The 17,381-nt window shown below is 64.4% G+C and carries 17 protein-coding genes and 1 other RNA gene; 9 read left to right on the top strand and 9 right to left on the bottom strand.

The features are described from left to right. Positions 1-14 precede the first annotated feature (14 nt). Entirely contained in the window at positions 15-1,577 is a 1,563-nt protein-coding gene (locus tag DSM43276_RS16475; RefSeq protein ID WP_078330931.1) for a phytoene desaturase family protein, read from the top strand. Between the two features lie 87 nt (positions 1,578-1,664). On the opposite strand, the gene DSM43276_RS16470 is transcribed toward DSM43276_RS16475, so the two are convergent. Then, positions 1,665-2,234: a hypothetical protein gene (locus DSM43276_RS16470; protein ID WP_078330954.1), complete on the bottom strand. Its 570-nt coding sequence runs from the start codon at positions 2,232-2,234 to the stop codon at positions 1,665-1,667. A 123-nt stretch (positions 2,235-2,357) separates the two neighbouring features. Here DSM43276_RS16470 and ssrA point away from each other — a divergent pair. Next, positions 2,358-2,726: a transfer-messenger RNA gene (ssrA, locus tag DSM43276_RS16465) on the top strand. Positions 2,727-2,788: 62 nt separating this feature from the next. Here ssrA and DSM43276_RS16460 read toward each other — a convergent pair. Then, positions 2,789-4,162, bottom strand: a complete 1,374-nt coding sequence (locus DSM43276_RS16460; protein ID WP_078330932.1) for an NADP-dependent succinic semialdehyde dehydrogenase — start codon at positions 4,160-4,162, stop codon at positions 2,789-2,791. 29 nt (positions 4,163-4,191) lie between these two features. On the opposite strand from DSM43276_RS16460, the gene DSM43276_RS16455 reads away from it, so the two are divergent. Beyond that, on the top strand, positions 4,192-5,835 hold the full coding sequence (locus DSM43276_RS16455; RefSeq protein ID WP_078330933.1) for an acetolactate synthase large subunit: 1,644 nt from the start codon (positions 4,192-4,194) through the stop codon (positions 5,833-5,835). Positions 5,836-5,885: 50 nt separating this feature from the next. Here DSM43276_RS16455 and DSM43276_RS16450 read toward each other — a convergent pair whose 3' ends face one another. From DSM43276_RS16450 to DSM43276_RS16440, 3 genes are all read right to left on the bottom strand, one after another. Then, positions 5,886-6,311: an NUDIX hydrolase gene (locus tag DSM43276_RS16450; protein ID WP_078330934.1), complete on the bottom strand. Its 426-nt coding sequence runs from the start codon at positions 6,309-6,311 to the stop codon at positions 5,886-5,888. A 162-nt stretch (positions 6,312-6,473) separates the two neighbouring features. Further along, entirely contained in the window at positions 6,474-6,659 is a 186-nt protein-coding gene (locus DSM43276_RS23880; protein WP_078330955.1) for a hypothetical protein, read from the bottom strand. A gap of 261 nt (positions 6,660-6,920) precedes the next feature. Continuing rightward, positions 6,921-7,562: an O-methyltransferase gene (locus tag DSM43276_RS16440; RefSeq protein WP_078330935.1), complete on the bottom strand. Its 642-nt coding sequence runs from the start codon at positions 7,560-7,562 to the stop codon at positions 6,921-6,923. 58 nt (positions 7,563-7,620) lie between these two features. On the opposite strand from DSM43276_RS16440, the gene DSM43276_RS16435 reads away from it, so the two are divergent. The 3 genes from DSM43276_RS16435 (at position 7,621) to DSM43276_RS16425 (ending at position 10,396) form a co-directional block, all read left to right on the top strand. Continuing rightward, entirely contained in the window at positions 7,621-8,238 is a 618-nt protein-coding gene (locus tag DSM43276_RS16435; protein WP_078330956.1) for a TetR/AcrR family transcriptional regulator, read from the top strand. 28 nt (positions 8,239-8,266) lie between these two features. Next, on the top strand, positions 8,267-8,695 hold the full coding sequence (locus DSM43276_RS16430) for a nitroreductase family deazaflavin-dependent oxidoreductase (protein ID WP_078330936.1): 429 nt from the start codon (positions 8,267-8,269) through the stop codon (positions 8,693-8,695). Positions 8,696-8,815: 120 nt separating this feature from the next. Beyond that, positions 8,816-10,396, top strand: coding sequence for an LCP family protein (locus DSM43276_RS16425; RefSeq protein ID WP_078330937.1), 1,581 nt, complete (start codon positions 8,816-8,818; stop codon positions 10,394-10,396). Positions 10,397-10,401: 5 nt separating this feature from the next. Here the strand turns inward: DSM43276_RS16425 and DSM43276_RS16420 are convergent, their stop codons facing one another. Then, entirely contained in the window at positions 10,402-10,878 is a 477-nt protein-coding gene (locus tag DSM43276_RS16420) for a nucleoside deaminase (RefSeq protein WP_136629113.1), read from the bottom strand. A gap of 64 nt (positions 10,879-10,942) precedes the next feature. Here DSM43276_RS16420 and DSM43276_RS16415 point away from each other — a divergent pair, with 64 nt between their 5' ends. Then, on the top strand, positions 10,943-11,851 hold the full coding sequence (locus tag DSM43276_RS16415) for a LysR family transcriptional regulator (protein ID WP_078330957.1): 909 nt from the start codon (positions 10,943-10,945) through the stop codon (positions 11,849-11,851). Here the strand turns inward: DSM43276_RS16415 and DSM43276_RS16410 are convergent. Both DSM43276_RS16410 and DSM43276_RS16405 read right to left on the bottom strand, forming a co-directional pair. Next, positions 11,848-12,363, bottom strand: coding sequence for a DUF1990 family protein (locus tag DSM43276_RS16410; protein ID WP_078330958.1), 516 nt, complete (start codon positions 12,361-12,363; stop codon positions 11,848-11,850). The two genes, DSM43276_RS16415 and DSM43276_RS16410, sit on opposite strands and share 4 nt — an antisense overlap. Continuing rightward, positions 12,360-12,785, bottom strand: a complete 426-nt coding sequence (locus DSM43276_RS16405) for a winged helix-turn-helix transcriptional regulator (RefSeq protein ID WP_078330959.1) — start codon at positions 12,783-12,785, stop codon at positions 12,360-12,362. The genes DSM43276_RS16410 and DSM43276_RS16405 overlap by 4 nt, the downstream gene beginning before the upstream one ends. A 117-nt stretch (positions 12,786-12,902) precedes the next feature. Here DSM43276_RS16405 and DSM43276_RS16400 point away from each other — a divergent pair, with 117 nt between their 5' ends. Further along, positions 12,903-14,096, top strand: a complete 1,194-nt coding sequence (locus DSM43276_RS16400) for a thiolase family protein (RefSeq protein ID WP_078330960.1) — start codon at positions 12,903-12,905, stop codon at positions 14,094-14,096. A gap of 5 nt (positions 14,097-14,101) precedes the next feature. Here DSM43276_RS16400 and DSM43276_RS16395 read toward each other — a convergent pair whose 3' ends face one another. Beyond that, positions 14,102-15,565, bottom strand: a complete 1,464-nt coding sequence (locus DSM43276_RS16395; protein WP_136629112.1) for a DUF4185 domain-containing protein — start codon at positions 15,563-15,565, stop codon at positions 14,102-14,104. Between the two features lie 261 nt (positions 15,566-15,826). On the opposite strand from DSM43276_RS16395, the gene DSM43276_RS16390 reads away from it, so the two are divergent. Continuing rightward, on the top strand, positions 15,827-17,347 hold the full coding sequence (locus DSM43276_RS16390; protein WP_078329605.1) for a carboxylesterase/lipase family protein: 1,521 nt from the start codon (positions 15,827-15,829) through the stop codon (positions 17,345-17,347). The last annotated feature ends 34 nt before the right edge of the window (positions 17,348-17,381 follow it).

Below are 17,381 nucleotides of genomic sequence, written 5' to 3'. Positions count from 1 at the left end.
GTCAGCGTGGCGTGATGGCGGACTTCGAAGCGATCGTGATCGGCGCCGGGCATAACGGGCTTACCGCCGCGGCGAAACTTCAGCAGTCGGGGCTGCGTACGGTCTGCCTGGACGCCAAGCTCTACTCCGGCGGCATGGCCTCGACGGTAGAGCTGTTTGACGGGTACCGATTCGAGATCGCCGGATCGGTCCAGTTTCCGACATCCGCCGTCCTGAGCCGCGACCTTGGCCTCGACACCTTGCCGTCGGTCGACCTGGACGTTGTTTCTGTGGCGCTCAGGGGAATCGGCGACGATCCGGTTATCTACTACAGCGATCCGATGAAGCTGTTGACCCATCTCAACGAGGCGCACGGAGCCGAGGCTGTCAACGGCATGGCGGGGATCATGGCGTGGAGTCAAGCGCCGACGAGGGCATTGGGGCGATTCGAGGTAGGACTGCCGCCGAAGACATTTGACGAGATGTACGGCTGCGCGACAAATGAATTCGAGCGTGCCAGCATCAACGAGATGCTCTTCGGGTCGGTGACCGACGTGCTGGACCGGTATTTTCCCGACAAGGAGAAACACGGTGCGCTGCGCGGGATGTTGGCATTCCTGGCGCTCAACATGACCTATCGAGGTCCGGAAACTCCTGGTAGCGCAGCCGCACTGGCCTTCGGGTTGGCGATGCCGGATGCCACCGCGTTGCAGATGAAGAAGCTCCGCGGCGGCATTGGAGCGTTGACATCGCATCTGCATGACCTCTTCGTCGGACACGGTGGAGAGGTGCGACTGCGTAGCAAGGTCACCGAAATCCGCACCGCGGATGGCCGGGTGACCGGAGTCGCCTTGGACGATGGATCGACAATCACCGCGCCGGTGGTCGTTTCGTGTATCGCACCCGATCTCACCGTGGTGGAGATGTTGGATTCCTCGGCGGTTCCGCCGGATCAGCGTGACCGGTTCGCGCGGGTGGATCACCGTGGCAGCTATCTGCAGATGCATTTCGCTCTTGCGGCGCTGCCGGAGTTCGTCGCGCCGTACGAGAGTCTGAATGATCCGCAAATGCAATCGACCGTCGGGATGTACAGCACGCCCGAAGAGCTGCAGGCGCAGTGGGAAGACTGTCGGCGGGGGATCGTGCCCGCCGATCCCGCTGTGGTGTTCCAGATCCCGTCCCTGCACGATCGGCAGCTGGCGCCGGAGGGCAAGTACGCGGCCTCGGCGTTCGCCCTGTGGTTTCCGGTCGAGACAGAGCATGCCCGGTATGGCGAGATGAAGGCGGAGATGGGGCAGCGGGTCATCGACAAGATTTCCCGGCTGGCTCCCAATTTCGAGGACATCGTGCTGCGGCACACCACATTCACGCCCCGGCACATGGGCACCATGTTCGGAGCGCCGGGTGGCGACTATTGCTTCGGGTTAGTTCACGCCGACCAAATCGGAGTCAACAGGCCGGGGCCACGCGGATACCGCGATCATCCGTTGCCCGTCGAGGGTCTATACCTCGGGAGTGCGGGATGTCATGGTGGACCAGCGATTTCTTTCATCCCCGGATACAACGCCGCCTTGCAGGTGCTCGAGGACGCGCGCTAGAAGGCTCCGCTCCCCGCTTGTGCCGAGACCGAGGTTGTGGCTGATTCGTCTCGCATCTTTTCGCCACAACCTCGGTCTCGGCGACGGCTAGAAGGCCCGGCTGCCGGCGGGGGACAGCACGAATCCGTGCGGACTGTCGCCGGTGAAATTGTTGGGCAGTACGCAGATCGTCTCGCGTTGATCGCTTACGGCGCACGTGATCATCTTGTCGGTGGCCCTGAGGCCGTAGGTGATCTTCTGTCCAGAGGCCAGCGGGTGGTAGGCGCTGGGGTCAACGGGCGCCGGGCCGGCCGGTGACGCGTCGGGCCGCGCGACAATCTCCTGCTGGCCTAGATCGGGCATGTGGGTCAGGCTCGCGGCCGGGGTGTTGAGCGACACCGTGGCGATGTTCTCGTCGCCCGCGACGCCGGGCAGCTTGCCCCAGCACGTGCCCTCGAGGCCGGTGGCCCGGGAGTTTGAGGTGATGCGGCAGCGCAGGCCGTCGGGGGTGAGGAACTGCACACCCGTCGTGGCGTATGCGGAGTACGTCTCATAGGCGGTGGGCTCGACCGGTGCGTAGCCGTCGAGGTTGGGTACCGACGGGTCGGCAGACGCCTGAGCAGCGAATACGGTGGCGCCGGCCATAACGGCGGCGTAAGCACTCAGCAGCATGCGCATGATGGTGGACTCCCCAGGTTTGGCGATTTCCAGCACGCTACCGTGGCGCGGGCGGGTAATTCGGTGGCTTCGTGGATATGCGGCGGTAGGATGGAGTGTCCCACCGAAGGTCGGCGGGGTGACGGGGCTGAAAGGTTTCGACAGCGAGTCTCGACTTAAGGGAAGCGTGCCGGTGCAGGCAAGAGACCACCGTAAGCGTCATTGCAACCAATTAAGCGCCGATTCTCATCAGCGCGACTACGCACTCGCTGCCTAAGCGACTGCGTGTCTGTCAGACCGGGAGCGCCCTCGGCCCGGACCCTGGCATCAGCTAGAGGGACAAACCTACGGGTTCGGTCGCGGGACCCGTAGGGAAATCAAACAGCGACTGGGATCGTCATCTCGGCTTGTTCGCGAGACCGAGAGATCCAAGTAGAGGCATAGCGAACTGCGCACGGAGAAGCCTTAATGAACGGCCGTTGGACCCGGGTTCAATTCCCGGCAGCTCCACAAGAAGAGAAGACCCCCCGAATGTTCGGGGGGCCTTCTGCCTTTCAGGGACCAGTGCTGCCCGCTCAGGCGATCCAGACCGTCTTGATATTGCAGAACTCGCGGATGCCATGGGCCGAGAGTTCGCGGCCGTACCCCGAGCGTTTGATGCCGCCGAATGGAACCTCCGGGTAGGACACCGTCATACCGTTGATGAAGACCTGTCCGGCGTCGAGGTCGTTGATGAAGCGTTGTTGCTCGGCTTCTTCGCCAGTCCAGGCGTTGGCGCCGAGGCCGAACGATGTGGCGTTGGCGATCTCGATTGCTTCCTCGATGTCGGTTGCGCGGTAGACCGAGGCGACCGGACCGAACACCTCCTCGCCAAATATCGGCATGTCCTTGGTGATATCGGTGATGACGGTAGGCGGGTAGTACCACCCTGGGCCATCTGGGCGTACGCCGCCGCAGCGGACGGTGGCGCCGGCCGCGAGGGCCTGCTGGACCTGCTTGTCGACCTCGTCACGGCCCTGCTCGGTAGCCAACGGTCCGACCTCGGTGGCCGGATCCGTCGGGTCGCCGACGCGTAAGGCAGCCATTTTGTCGACAAACCTGGACAGGAAGTCGTCGTAGATATCGCGATGGGCGATGAATCTCTTCGCGGCGATACAGGATTGGCCATTGTTCTGGACTCTGGCCGTGACCGCGGTCGAGACGGCCCGCTCAAGGTCCGCCGACGGCATTACGATAAACGGGTCGCTGCCGCCGAGCTCGAGAACAGTGGGTTTCACTTCATCGCCGGCAATCGCGGCCACCGAGCGCCCCGCCGGTTCGCTTCCGGTGAGCGTGGCGGCAGCCACTCGCGGGTCACGAAGAATCCGTTCGACCGCACCCGATGGCACCAGCAGTGTCTGGAAGCAGCCGTCGGGGAATCCGCCGCGAGCGATCACATCGGCGAGATACAGCGCGGACTGTGGCACGTTCGACGCATGTTTGAGCAGGCCCACGTTGCCTGCCATGAGTGCGGGCGCCGCGAATCTCACCGCCTGCCAAAGGGGGAAGTTCCACGGCATCACGGCCAGTATCACCCCCAGGGGCTGGTACTGGGCGTAGGCGCGTGATGCGTTGATGGCAGACGCATCGGCCGATTCCGGGGCGAGCATGGCTGGGGCATTCTCGGCATAAAATCGGAATCCCTTGGCGCACTTGAGCACCTCGGCCCTTGCCGAGGCTAAAGTCTTGCCCATTTCCAGCGTCATCAGGGCGGCGACCTCATCGGCCTCGGCCTCGAGGAGGTCGGCTGTAGCTAATGCCCAGGCGGTTCGGTCGGCGAAACTCGTTGTGCGGTACTGCTTGAACCGGTCGTGTGCACGTCCGATGGCGGCGTCGATTTCCTCATCGGACGCCGGTACGAAGGTCTTGATCGTCTCTCCGCTGGCCGGGTTGATCGTTGCGATAGGCATGTCTCTAGCGTGCCACTACCGTAGGGAAGATGAGCACAGCTGCCCAATTAATGGTGAAGTGTTTGGAGAATGAGGGCGTTTCCGTGGTCTTCGGGATACCGGGGGAGGAGAACATCCGGTTCATCCAGGCGCTCGCGGCGTCGGATATCCGCTACATCCTCACTCGCCATGAGCAGGGCGCGGCATTCATGGCGGAGATGTACGGCAGGGTCACGGGGCGGGCCGGGGTGGTTTCTGCCACGTTGGGTCCCGGTGCGATCAACCTGCAGCTGGGGGTCGCCGACGCATCGACCAACAGCACGCCCCTGGTCGCTATCTCTGCGCAGGTGGGGCAGGACCGGGCCTACAAGGAATCCCATCAGTACGTAGACCTTGTGGCGATGTTCCGTCCGATTACCCGCTGGGCGGACGGCGTTCCCACGGCCCGGGCGATCCCAGAAATGTTCCGTAAGGCATTCAAACTCGCGGAGACCGAACGGCCGGCGGCCGTCTTTCTGGCGGTGCCCGAAAACATCGACGCCGATAGCGCCGAATATGAACTGAATCCGTTGCCGCGCAATGTGGTACATGCAGAAGCGCCGATGGCCGGCCAGGTGCAACGGGCGGTCGACATCCTGCGGCGAGCGCATCGGCCGGTGGTGCTGGCCGGTCACGGCGCCGCCCGTGGTGGGGCGACCGCCGCACTCATGAGGTTCTCCGAGGGGCTTGGCGTGCCAGTAGCCAATACCTTCCACGGTAAGGGTGCGATGCCCGATGATCACCCCAATAGCATGGGGACGGTCGGCTTTATGCGGCGCGACTACGCCAATTTCGGCTTTGAGCAGGCCGATGTGATCGTTGCGGTGGGGTATGAGCTGCAAGAGTTCGACCCCGTACGGATCAACCCACTCGGCGACAAGGAGATCATCCACATCCACAGGTTCCCGGCCGAGGTCGACGCACACTACTCGGTGTCGGTGGGAATCATCGGTGATATCAGTGCGTCGGTAAACGCGCTTACCGACGCACTGGCCGGGCATCGGTTCGACTGTGCCTCCGCTCCTGGATCCGCCCTGCTTGTAGAGGAATTTTCTCGAGGACAGCAGGATTCGCGTTTCCCCATGGCCCCGCAGCGGATTGTGGCTGACATCAGGGCCACGTTGGGCCGCAGTGACATCGTGCTAGTCGATACCGGCGCCACCAAGATGTGGATGGCGCGCCTTTACCCGACGTACGAGCCCAATACCTGTCTTGTCTCTAACGGTCTGTCCACCATGGGTTTCGCACTGCCCGGAGCAATTGGCGTCAAGCTCGCCCGCCCCGGTGTGAAGGTGCTGGCCGTCGCGGGTGACGGGGCGTTCCTGATGAACTCGCAGGAGATCGAGACTGCCGTACGCGAGCAGATCCCGCTGGTGGTGCTGATCTGGGAGGACGGTGGCTACGGGCTCATTGAGTGGAAGATGGACCTAGAACTTGGCGAACACCATCACGTCTCGTTCACCAACCCCGATATCGTTTCCTACGCGGAGAGCTTTGGAGCCAAGGGCTATCGCATCACCGCCGCCGACCAATTACAGCCGACGCTGCAAGCCGCCCTTGACGATGATGGCGTCTCACTGATCGCCTGCCCGGTTGACTACTCGGAGAATTTGAGGCTTACCGACCGGCTAGGGCAACTGGACGCAACCCTGTAGTACCTGCGGCGGGCGCCCCTGGGCGCTATGGCCGCGGTCGCCCCGGGGCGCTATGGCCGCGGTCGCTTCCCGGACAGGGTGGGGAGCACGTGCTCCGCGAGCAGCGGCGCCAGGTCTGTGGGGTAGGGCTCATCGAGTGACTGCCAACGCAGTTCTTCGATCTCGGCGGCGGGTTGGCTGACCGATACCGGTGGATGCTCGAAGACTGTCGACTCGACATCGAATCCGGGTTCGTTCGCGGCCGCGGCTCTGAAGACTCCGACCGGTTGCAGGGCCGCCGGTTCCAGATGCACCGAGAGCTCTTCACGGACCTCGCGCACCGCGGTCTGCGCGGCGCTCTCACCCGCGTCGGGCTTACCTCCGGGCAGCATGAAGCGGGTGCTGCCGCGCTTGCGGACAGTCAGGACCGCGCCGCGGTCGTTCCGTAGTACGACAGCACTGACCCGAATGGTGGGCCTGGTCTCGGTCGTGCGCACGTCGCTAGCATAGAAGCTGCGAAGTCCTCCGCTCCGGGCGTCCCCAGCTACCCTGTGGCACTGACGATTTCAGGCATGCTAATTCCCCGGGGCCGCTGGCGCACCTGATTATTTGCCAACCATGCCGCTGCCATCGCGACCGGATCTCGTGCACGGCGTGGATCATTTGGCCGCGCGTTTGCACGCCACCGTGATGTAGGCGATCTGGTGGTCCACGTCATGGCTCCAGGTGACACCTCCGCGGGTGCCGGCACCGTCGCCGACGCCGCCACCGGCCTTGGTCTGCGTGGTGGTATCCGCCCAGACCGCCGGGCCGATCCGGGTGCCGACAACCGATCCGGCATCCAAGGCACAGTTGCCGATTCGCTCGTACTGAACTTTATAGCCCTGTGATTGGAGCTCGGCGCCGAGTTCGCTGGGTGTCTGAGGTGATTTGGGTCCCGCGGATGCGGGCGCCGCACACAGCAATGCGAACGAAGTGCACGCCGCGGCCGTCAGGCCGAGAGTAGATTTGGACATGCCACACCTTCCTGGAGTGGTTCTGAAGGCGTTGGCGGCGGGAGACTTTGGCGAGACGACCGCCGCCAACGCTTCTGTGAGATTGCGCCGTTACGCACAACGGCAGCTGAGCTCCATGCATTCCCCGATGGGTGAAGCCACGCTCACGTAGCCGTTCTCCGGGGTACGGATGTATTCCAAATACGGCTTGCTGCTTTCGAATCCGACGTTGTCCGCGATGACCAGTGCGCCCGGCGCCAGCTTGTCCTCGAGGATCTTGAGAATTGGCAGGTCGAGGTCGGGCCAGCCGTCTAGCAGCAGGAACTCGATCGGTCCATCAATCGTCTTCAGCGTCTCGCGGGCATCACCCTCCAGGATGGTGATGAGGTCGGACACCCCGGCCTCGGCGAAGGTCGCGCGTGAGGCGGCAATCTTCGTGGTGTTCATTTCGGTGGTGATGATGCGGCCGAAACCGTTGTCGCGAACCGCGGCGGCCGAATGCAGGGTCGAGATTCCGTACGACAGCCCGTACTCGACGATGGTGTTCGGCTTGGTGGCACGGACCAGGCTGTAGAGGAGCCGCCCGGCATCGGGTGCGACGGGCACGTAGGTGTTCTGGAACAGCTCGACGCGCTCCTCGACGGACTTCTTGTGGAAGGTGTCCCGGTCGACGGGGGGTGCATCGTGCGAGGCGTTCTCGAAGAGGCGGCCCACAATCGTGGCGAATTCGGGTTCATGGAGTGTCGTTGTCATGCCATTTAGAATAGACGCAACGTCTCGTCTAGTCTAGGGTGATGATTCGATGGTCACTGTGAGTGAGACGGCGAAGCCCCGCGAGGCTGACGACGCGCGCCGTCATTTCGGAAACCGGCATGGCCGCAGCGAGACCGCGCGTGAGGCCGTTATTCACGCTGCCGACGATCTGCTGGTCGCCAAGGGCTATGCCGGAGTGACCATGGAAGGCATTGCCAAGGCCGCGGGTGTGGCCAAGCAGACCGTCTATCGATGGTGGAGTTCCAAGGCGGAGGTGCTGATGGACGTCTTCCTGGAAGATGCCGCTTCGCAGTTGGATCCGCCCGATCTGGGCAGCCTCGAGGCCGACCTGCGGCACCACCTGGGTGCCACCGCGCGGTTCCTGACGACCGATGACGCGGGTGCGGTGTTCCGGGCCCTCATTGGCCAGTCGCAGCATGATCCGCAGCTCGCGGATGCGTTCCGGGCTCGCTATCTGCGCGAACAGCAGGCGCGCGACCAGATTCCGATCGCTCGTGCGGTGCGGCGAGGGGAGCTGTCCGACGGCGTGCATGTCGCTCGTCTGGCCGAACTGTTGGTGGCGCCCCTGTACTACCGCGTGATCGTGACGGGGGAGGCGGTTGACGACGGGTTTGTCGAGGGACTTGTCGAGGATTTCACTCGTCGTCGGGAATAGTGTCAGTTAGATTGACATTGCACAGGTCATGACCGAAACGAACCCCAACGACTTTCATGCCAGCGTGATGAGCCAGATTCGCGAGAACGGCGCCGTTGATGGCTTTCTGGCGCAGTTCGACATGTTGATCCTGCACACCGTCGGCGCGAAGTCGGGCGAACCGCGTGAAAACCCGATGGCCTACCAACCGGGCGAAGAGGGCAGCGAGTTCTACGTGTTCGCCTCCAATAACGGGCGGGACAATAGCTCCGCGTGGTACTACAACGCGCTGGAACATCCCGAGAAGGTGTCCGTCGAAATCGGTGATGACCACTACCCCGTGACGGTGCGCGATGTGGTGGGCCAGGAGCGTGACCGGATCTACGCGCGCCAGGCGGAGCGCTTCGAGAACTTCGCCGAGTACGAACGCAAGACCACCCGGATCATCCCGGTGTTGGGGCTCACGCGCGCGGATTAGCGAGCGGCCCTGGCAAATTCACACGCACTTCACAGTGGGCGTCGATAAGGGACTCGCCGGAGAGTCCGAGGCGTGCTTGCCGCGTTTTGGACCGATTGTCCACAACAATGGTCAACTGTTATGGGCGAGCAGGATTCTGGTCAGGCGCAGCGCTGGGTGCTGGAAAAGGGCCGTCTGGTCGTCGGTATCGCTGCGGCATTCGTCATGGCCATCACGGGTTTTGGCTGGGCCGGATACAACACGGCGGTAGGGCAGATCATCACCTCGCACGTGCTACCCGGGGTCCTGACTCCTGTCGGCCAGGACCAGAACATCCTGCTCATGGGCCTGGATAGTCGGCTCGACCAAAACGGGCAGCCGCTGCCACAGGACATGTACGACGCGCTGCATGCCGGCGACGAGACATCCGGTGGGTACAACGCGAATGTGCTGATTGTGGTGCACATCCCGGGCAATGACGGCCCCATCACCGCGGTCTCGATCCCACGTGACGACTATGTTGACCTGGCGGGCTGCCCCGGGTCGGTGTGTAAGGGCAAGGTCAAGCAGGCCTACGGATTTGCCTACCAGCAGGCGTTGGACACGCAGGCTAGGGGTGGCTCGGATTCTGCGGGCGCCAATGATCTGACCGCGCGTGAGCAGGCCGCTCGTGAGGCGGGGCGCAAGGCCCAGATCGACACGGTACGTGACTTCCTCGGCGTGCCGATCGATCACTTCGTGGAAGTGACCCTCGCCGCGTTCTTCCAGATCGCCAAGGCGGTGCAGCCCATCACCGTGTGCCTGAACCACGACACGGTGGACGAGTTTTCCGGCGCCAACTTCCACGAAGGCGTGCAGCAGATCGACGCATCCCAGGCGATGGCCTTCGTCCGGCAACGGCGCGACGAAAACGACGGATCGTTCACGGATATGGACCGCACCCGGCGCCAGCAGGCCTTCCTGGTGTCGTTGTTGACCGCGGTGCGCAAGGGCGGGGCGATGTCGAATCCCGCCGCGGTGCGCAACATCCTGAATGTCGCGCACGAGAACGTCGCGATCGACTCCGGGCTCAACATCGTCGACTTCGCCGCGCGCGCCTCGACATTGACCAAAAGGCCGATGTCTCTCTACACGCTGCCCATCTCTGACTTTGGCCAGGACTCGAACGGTTCGGACGTCAACATCGTGGACCTTCCGACGATCCGGCAGATCGTCCACGATCGCTTCTCCGCCGATATCGCCCCCGCGCCGCCCACTGCGGCTGCGGTGGTTCCCGTGGTCCCGCTCTCGGCGCCCGTAGTGCTCAACGTCGTCAACGCGACAGAGCGCGACGGGCTGGGTGCGGCAATCGAAGATGCCTTTACGGCTCGGGGATTCACGCGTGGTCGTGCAACGACGGCAGAGGCCATGTCGACCGAGAGCTCGATTGTCTATGGCTCAGACGCACAGGAGGGCGCGCAGGCACTCGCCGATCAACTACACCTGCCCATGACGGAATCCGGGGCGGTTGCACCTGGGACTGTCCAGTTGACGGTGGGCTCGCAGTTCCCCGCGGACGACTACATCGCACATCACAGCGCCGCTAACAAGGGCGATACGTCAGCGGATGCAAATTCCACCGATGTCCTGACTGCGGTTGCCGCCACGGGAACGGGTGTCCAGGCCCCGGCGCCAACCGACCTGAGTCAGATGGGCGCGGACGGCGTCGCGTGCGTCAAGTGAGCTGATCACCCGCCCGCGCGGAACCGAATGTGCAATGCATGCACATTCTCGGCGAGATCCGGTGCCGGACCATCGGTCTCGATGCCGGGCGCTACCTCGTTGATGGGCAACGCCGCGACAGGCCCCGGGGGCACGCCCAGGTCGGTGAGCCACCGCGTCAGCTGGGCCGAGGAGCTGGCGTACACGATTCGGCCCAGCCCAACCCATGCATGCGCGGCCGAGCACATCGGGCAGTGCTCTCCCGAGGTGTACACCGTTGAGGACGCGCGGTCGGCCGGCGGCTGATTCTCGGCGGACCACCGGGCCAGCTCGAACTCGGGATGGCGTGTCGAATCGCCTCCACCGACGCGATTGCGGTCCTCGACGAGCACGGTGCCATCGGGTCCGGTGAGCAGTGATCCAAAGGGCTCGTCACCGGCATCGAGCGCCTCGGTGGCGAGTTCGACGCAGCGGCGCAGGTGTCGGATGTCGTTGTCGTCCATGGTCATCCCATCCTAACCAGGGGCAACTACCAGGCGTTTTGACCGAACCCCATAAACTGTACTTATGCCTCTTCCTCCGGGCACGCCCGACCTCGACGTGCTGGACCTGCTGATGTCCGTTGCCGAGACGGGCAGTCTCGGAGCGGCGGCGCGCCAGCACGGCATTTCACAACCCGCGGCCAGCATGCGTATCCGGGCTCTGGAACGGCGCCTTCGGTTGGTACTGCTGGAGCGTGGCCCCACCGGGTCGCGGCTCACCGATGCCGGACTGGCCGTCATCGGGTATGCGACGCCGGTGCTCGCGGCGGCGCGAGAGTTTGTCACCGGTGTGGCCGCGCTACATTCCGGCCAGGCGCCGCGGCTGGTGGTCGCCGCTTCGCGCACCATCGCCGATCATCGGATTCCATTGTGGCTTACCGTCCTTCGCTCTCGGTATGCGGATGTCGCGGTATCGCTGGAAGTCGGTAACACCCAACAGGTCTGTGAGTTGGTGCGGGCCGGTGGCGCGACCCTGGGTTTCATCGAGGGGCCGCACGCCCCAGCCGGATTGGGTGGGGAAGTGCTGGGCGCCGACGAACTGGTCGTCGTGGTGGGGCCGGGACACAAGTGGGCTCGGCGGCGTAAACCCGTGACGCTGCGCGAACTTGCCACCACGCCGCTTCTCATGCGCGAGCCGGGCTCCGGTACCCGCGACACCGTCTGGGAAGTGCTGAGTCAGGTGTGCCAGCCCGCGACGCCGGCGGCAGAACTGGGCTCGGCAGCGGCAATCAAGGCCGCGGCGGCAACGGGTTTGGCGCCGGCGGTGATCAGCCGTCTCATCGCTGCCCCCGAACTGTCCGCGGGCACTCTCTGTGAGGTCGCCCTCGCCGACGAGATGGTGTTCACGCGTCAGTTCCGGGCGGTATGGATGCCGGGGTCTCCGCCGACGGGACCGGCGCGGGCACTGGTGGACTTGGCGTCCTCCGTCGATTAGGACGCCAATGCCCGCAGGTAGCGACGGCGGAAGACCCGCTGTGCCACCAGGAGTACTGGGAACACTGGCCGCCAGAGGCCTGATGGGGCGGCTCGCGTCAGTGAGCGCAGTGTCAGAAACACTGTGCCGTCGCCGTTCTGGTGCACGATGAACGCCTCCTCGCCCGATACGGGATGGCCCGGTAGCGTGCCGTACGCAAACCCGCAGCGGTCGTGGGTGTTGGTCACGGCCACGATGCGCACCGGTTCGTGAACGCTGATCCGGCCCCATCCGAAGCTGATCCGGAACTCCGCGCCTTCGCTCACGGTCACCTCGGGGTTAACCCGGAAGCCGCTGCGCCGCTTGACACCCCACGTCAGCACGGCCTGCGAAGCGTTGCGCCATGCTTCGTCTCCGCGTCCGATGGGGACGGTCTGCTCGAATCGTCGTAGCCCGGACAGCGTTGGGGCCCAGGTGCCTTCGCCCGGACACGTGGCGCCCGCCGGCCCGTAGGTCAGGGCGTCGGAGTTCATCGCACCCTCCCTAGCCGGCGCGGCGTGAGATCGTCGAACGTCACTGCCTCTCCGCAATTCTCACAGGTCGGCTGGACATGCAGCACCGAGCCGCATTCGTGTTCCCAGACGCTCGGCGGGGGGCCCTGTGTGACAAACGCGTCACCCCAGTCCATCAAGGCGAACAGCACCGGCCGAAGGGCTCGCCCCGATTCGGTCAGCAGGTATTCGTAACGGGGAGGGCGCTCTTCATACTGGCGCTTTTCCAGGACGCCCGCATCCACGAGTTTGCGCAGCCGGGTGGCCAGGATGTCGCGGCTGGCGCCGGTGTTGCGGACGATCGCGTCGAAGCGTCGATTGCCCAGCATGATCTCGCGCAGGGCCACCAGGGTCCAGCGTTCCCCGATCACGTCGAGGGCATTGGCTATCGAACAGTCTCTCATAGTCGTGAAATCCAACTTAGCACGTTATGCACTTGGTCACACTTAGTTGTGAATTCCAACTTACTGGGCGTATACCGGCAGAAGAGGAGTTCAACGATGAATTCAGGAGGCATTGCCATGAGAGATGCAGTGATCGTCGACGCGGTGCGGACACCCGTGGGCAAGGGGAAGCCGGGTGGGTCGCTCTCGGGTGTGCATCCGGTCGATCTGCACGCACATGCCATCCGCGCGCTCGTCGAGCGCACCGGGATAGACCCGACCCTCGTCGACGACGTCATCAGCGGCGCGGTGGGGCAGGTGGGGGAGCAGAGCTCCAACACGGCACGATGGGCGGCACTGGCCGCCGGGTTGCCCGAGACCGTCCCCGCGGTGACCGTCGACCGGCAATGTGGCAGCAGTCAGCAGGCCATCCACTTTGCCGCGCAAGGGGTCATCGCCGGGGCCTATGACGTGGTGATTGCTTCGGGTATCGAGTCGATGAGCCGGGTGCCCATGGGCAGCCAAAGCCTGGGTAAGGACTTCTTCGGCCCCGAGATCGCCAACCGCTATCCGGAAGGGCTTGTCCCGCAAGGCATCAGTGCTGAGCTGATCGCGACGAGATGGAGCCTGTCGCGCGAGCAACTGGATACCTTCGCTGCCGAGAGTCATCGCCGTGCCGCGCAGGCCTGGTCCGAGGGCAGATTCGCGCGCGATGTGGTGCCGATCAAGGCGCCGACTGTCGGCGGCGAATTGGTCGAGGTGAACGCCGATGAATCGATACGACCATCGACCACCGCGGACATCTTGGCCGGGCTCAAACCGGCTTTCCGTCATGAATTGTGGGAGCAGCGCTTCCCGCAGATCGACTGGAAAGTCACCGCGGGCAACTCTTCGCCGATCAACGATGGCGCATCGGCGGTGCTGATCACTTCCGGTGAGACCGCCCGCCGGCTCGGACTGACCCCGCGGGCACGCGTGCATTCGGTCGCGGTGGTGGGTGACGATCCGTTGTACATGCTTACCGGTGTCATCCCCGCGACCGCGAAAGTCCTTGACCGTGCGGGATTATCGTTGGCGGATATCGATGCGTTCGAGGTCAACGAGGCCTTCGCGTCGGTGGTGCTGGCCTGGCAAGCCGAGACCGGTGCCGATGTGTCCAAGGTCAATATCAACGGCGGGGCCACCGCCATCGGACACCCCCTCGGTGCCAGTGGTGGGCGGCTCATGACCACGCTGGTGTCGGTGTTGGAGCAGACCGGTGGGCGCTACGGATTGCAAACGATGTGCGAGGCAGGCGGTTTGGCTAATGCGACCATCATCGAGCGGTTGTAGGGCTGTTACGGAAGGGTCGTGCGCATCAACATCACGTTGTACGCCGACCACAGAGACAGGTTGAAATACAGCTCCTTGCCGGTTGTCCACGGATGCAGGTACGGCGCGTAGGGTCCGCCCGGCATCTGTGACTCGGTGACGAGGATCTGCGGTGGGCTCCACGGGCCCTGCGGCGCGGGGGAGGTGGAGAGCAGGACATCGCCGGACTTGTCGCCATACATCACCAGGTATTTCTTGAGGTAGGTGTTGTATTGGGCCGACATCTCACCGACCGGGCCCGAGATGATGGGAGTCGCTGCGTTGGGATCACCCGGTACCCAGGAGCCCCGGTCGGTGTTCCAGAACTCATGCTTGCCGGCGTCGGGCAGGTTCCCGGGCAACGCGCGTGACACGAAACCGGATCCGCTTCGCCCGGAAGGGGTTCCGAAGATGTAGATGTATCCGTCGTTGCCCTTGACGTAGGCGGCCTGCTGAAAGTTCTCATTTCCCGGGGTGAACGGGACCTGGCTGATGGCGTCGGGGGAGGCGGGACGGACGCTCTGCGGGAACGTTTTCCAGTTCTGTCCGTTGTCGTTGGACACCGCGGTCGCGGAGTAATTGGTGGTCCATTCGCCGGCACTGTCCCAGCTCTTGATGGACATGTAGTTCATGTACTGGGTGCGCCCGACGGAGATGGCGGCCGTGGGAATGATGCCCCGTTCCTGGGCGGCCCACTTGATGGGCGGGATGATCTGCTTGGAGTAACCCGGGCGTGACTGCGGGGAACCGGCATACGGGTTGGAGGTCGATCCCTCGGCCACCGCGAGGCCGCGCGAGAGCGACTTGTCCTGGGTGCGCAGCAGGGTGTTGTACCGCCACTGCTGGCTCCTCATTCCGCAGTATCCGTAGGTGTCGCCAAAGGCCATCAGAACCTGGCGGCCGGCGGTATCGCCGTTGTCCCACATGATTCCGAGGTCGGTTCCGGAGATGCTGAATTTCTGAAGTGTGTTGGCGCCGGTATCCACACCGGTGACCCAGCCGACGACGGAGGTGGAGGGGGAGACGGCGGCTTCGGGGGCAGGGCCGATCGCGGGCGCCGGGGCGGGTGCGACGGCAGCGGCCTGCTGGTCCTGCAGATTGTTCGGTGAGCCGGGCTCGGGCGGGTTGGGCAGGGCGGGGCGTGCCATCTCTTGGGCCCATCCCGGCTTCTTCTTGGCGCTCTGTTGGGGGAGCACCTGCTTGAGGATGGCCAGGGGCAACTTGCCCAGCTCCGGCAGTGGCGCCTTGTCATTGGCGCCGGCGGGCCGGCGACCGATGGGCGGAGCCTGGCCGGGTATGCCGTCGTCGGGGACGGGGGTCGGCGGCTGGAGCCCTGCGGCGGGGCCGGTGCACGGGTCGGCGACGGCCAAGGGCGCGACATCGATCGCGACGCTTGTTCCGATTACGGCCGAGGTCAACAAGACCACGGAGATTCGGCGACGCCTCGACATGTCAGACCTTCCCGGGGCAGGACGCCGTTTCGACGTCAGTAATCGACCCTCGTGACGATAGTGGCAGGTGGGGCCAATGTTGCTATTGGTGCATCGATAGGTACGTTCCCGTGACCGGTCCGAAATCCATCGAGTCGGCGCCGCCCGATTTCTGAAGGCCGTGATCAGTTATCTGTTGTGGGTGGTGTCGCTGCTGGTGAATTACCTGGATTTCCCCCACCAACAGCGCGATTGAGGTCGCGGACAGCTATCTTGACTGCCATGGCTTCAGGGTCGAAGACGCCCACTGTCCGCGTGCGCACCCCCCACGGAATCGTCGAAGGCTTCGTGCGGGGAGGTGTGCGGCGTTTCCGGTCCATTCCGTACGCCCGCCCCCCGATCGGATTGCTGCGCCTGCGCGCACCGCAACCGGCACTGCCGTGGGACGGAGTGCGCGACTGCACCGAATTCGGTGCGGCGGCCCCGCAGCAGCGGCGCTACCGGGTGCTGGGACCCGGACGCGTCCAGCGGGCCAGCGAGGACTGCTTGACGGTCAACGTCGTCACCCCCGACCGCCCGTCCAACGAGCCGCTGCCGGTCATGTTCTTCATCTACGGCGGCGGCTATCTGTTGGGCAGCTCGGCGACCCCGCTGTACGACGGCGGCTCGCTGACCCGGCGTGGGTGTGTCTACGTGTCGGTGAACTACCGGGTGGGAGCACTGGGTGCCCTCGATCTGTCTTCGTTGTCGAACACCACCCACACCATTGACGGGAACTTGTTCCTGCGCGATGTCGTGCTGGCGCTGCAGTGGGTGCGCGACAACATCACCGCATTCGGAGGCGATCCGAACAATGTGACGATCTTCGGGGAAAGCGCGGGCGCGCACTGCGTGGAGACGCTGATGGCGACCCCCGCAGCTGGGGGCCTGTTTCACCGCGCGATCTGCCAGAGCACCGCCAGCGGCATGGCAGTGCCCGCCGAGTCGGCCGCGCTGTATGCGCAGAAGTTCGCACACATCCTCGGTGCCACACCGGAAACAGCCGCGCAGACCGTGTTACGGGCGACGCCCGCTCAGCTCGGAGCGGCGCTCAATACCCTCATTGCCGACATCGTGGCGAACATGCCGGGCGGATCGTTCGCGATCGGTCCGTGCATCGACGGCCACTACCTGCCCCGCCATCCCGTTGAGGCAATGGAACACGGTGAGGCACATCGTGTTCCGCTGATCGTCGGCCACAACGCCGACGAGGCCAAACTCTTCACCCGGGTCCTCAAGATGATGCCGCTGTCGGAGCCCGCGCTGGAGGGAATGCTGATGCGCGGCGGACCCGTCCATCGTGACCGCATCGTGGCGGCGTATCCGGGGTACCCGGCGCGTTCCGCATGCGTCAAGCTTGCCGGGGACATGAACTTCTCCACGGCGGCCTGGCAAATGGCCGAGGCCCACCATCGGTACGCGCCGGTGTATTTCTACCGGTACGACTACGCACCCGGAGCGCTGCGGATGGCCGGCATGGGCGCCACACATGCCACAGAATTGCTCGCCGTGTTCGATAGTTACCGCGGCGCGATGGGTACCGTGATGGCCGGGGCCATCGGGCGCCGGGATGCCGTGCGGGTCAGCAATGATGTGCAGCGCCGCTGGCTTGCGTTCGCACGCAGTGGAATTCCCGGAGATGGCTGGCCCACCTATGAGCCCCCGGATCGCGCGGTGATGGTGTTCGACCACGCCACCCGGGTGGAGCTGGACCCGGAGGCCACCCGGCGCTCGGCATGGGAGGGCTTCAGTCTCACTCTCTGAATCGGGCATTGTGGGCCAACCGGTTGGTTGCCTA

It is taken from the genome of Mycobacteroides salmoniphilum (genome assembly GCF_004924335.1).
Classification (GTDB): domain Bacteria; phylum Actinomycetota; class Actinomycetes; order Mycobacteriales; family Mycobacteriaceae; genus Mycobacterium; species Mycobacterium salmoniphilum.
This window is presented reverse-complemented; position numbering and strand designations above follow the sequence as displayed.

Excerpts from the sequence above, each read along its gene's own strand:
- DSM43276_RS16410 (WP_078330958.1), bottom strand. The coding sequence starts at position 12,363 with ATGAACTCCGACGCCCTGACCTACGGGCCGGCGGGCGCCACGTGTCCG.
- DSM43276_RS16475 (WP_078330931.1), top strand. The coding sequence starts at position 15 with ATGGCGGACTTCGAAGCGATCGTGATCGGCGCCGGGCATAACGGGCTT.
- DSM43276_RS16400 (WP_078330960.1), top strand. The coding sequence starts at position 12,903 with ATGAGAGATGCAGTGATCGTCGACGCGGTGCGGACACCCGTGGGCAAG.
- DSM43276_RS16440 (WP_078330935.1), bottom strand. The coding sequence starts at position 7,562 with ATGACAACGACACTCCATGAACCCGAATTCGCCACGATTGTGGGCCGC.
- DSM43276_RS16455 (WP_078330933.1), top strand. The coding sequence starts at position 4,192 with ATGAGCACAGCTGCCCAATTAATGGTGAAGTGTTTGGAGAATGAGGGC.
- DSM43276_RS16425 (WP_078330937.1), top strand. The coding sequence starts at position 8,816 with ATGGGCGAGCAGGATTCTGGTCAGGCGCAGCGCTGGGTGCTGGAAAAG.
- DSM43276_RS16415 (WP_078330957.1), top strand. The coding sequence starts at position 10,943 with ATGCCTCTTCCTCCGGGCACGCCCGACCTCGACGTGCTGGACCTGCTG.
- DSM43276_RS16470 (WP_078330954.1), bottom strand. The coding sequence starts at position 2,234 with ATGCGCATGCTGCTGAGTGCTTACGCCGCCGTTATGGCCGGCGCCACC.
- DSM43276_RS16420 (WP_136629113.1), bottom strand. The coding sequence starts at position 10,878 with ATGGACGACAACGACATCCGACACCTGCGCCGCTGCGTCGAACTCGCC.
- DSM43276_RS16405 (WP_078330959.1), bottom strand. The coding sequence starts at position 12,785 with ATGAGAGACTGTTCGATAGCCAATGCCCTCGACGTGATCGGGGAACGC.
- DSM43276_RS16430 (WP_078330936.1), top strand. The coding sequence starts at position 8,267 with ATGACCGAAACGAACCCCAACGACTTTCATGCCAGCGTGATGAGCCAG.
- DSM43276_RS16390 (WP_078329605.1), top strand. The coding sequence starts at position 15,827 with ATGGCTTCAGGGTCGAAGACGCCCACTGTCCGCGTGCGCACCCCCCAC.
- DSM43276_RS16460 (WP_078330932.1), bottom strand. The coding sequence starts at position 4,162 with ATGCCTATCGCAACGATCAACCCGGCCAGCGGAGAGACGATCAAGACC.
- DSM43276_RS16395 (WP_136629112.1), bottom strand. The coding sequence starts at position 15,565 with ATGTCGAGGCGTCGCCGAATCTCCGTGGTCTTGTTGACCTCGGCCGTA.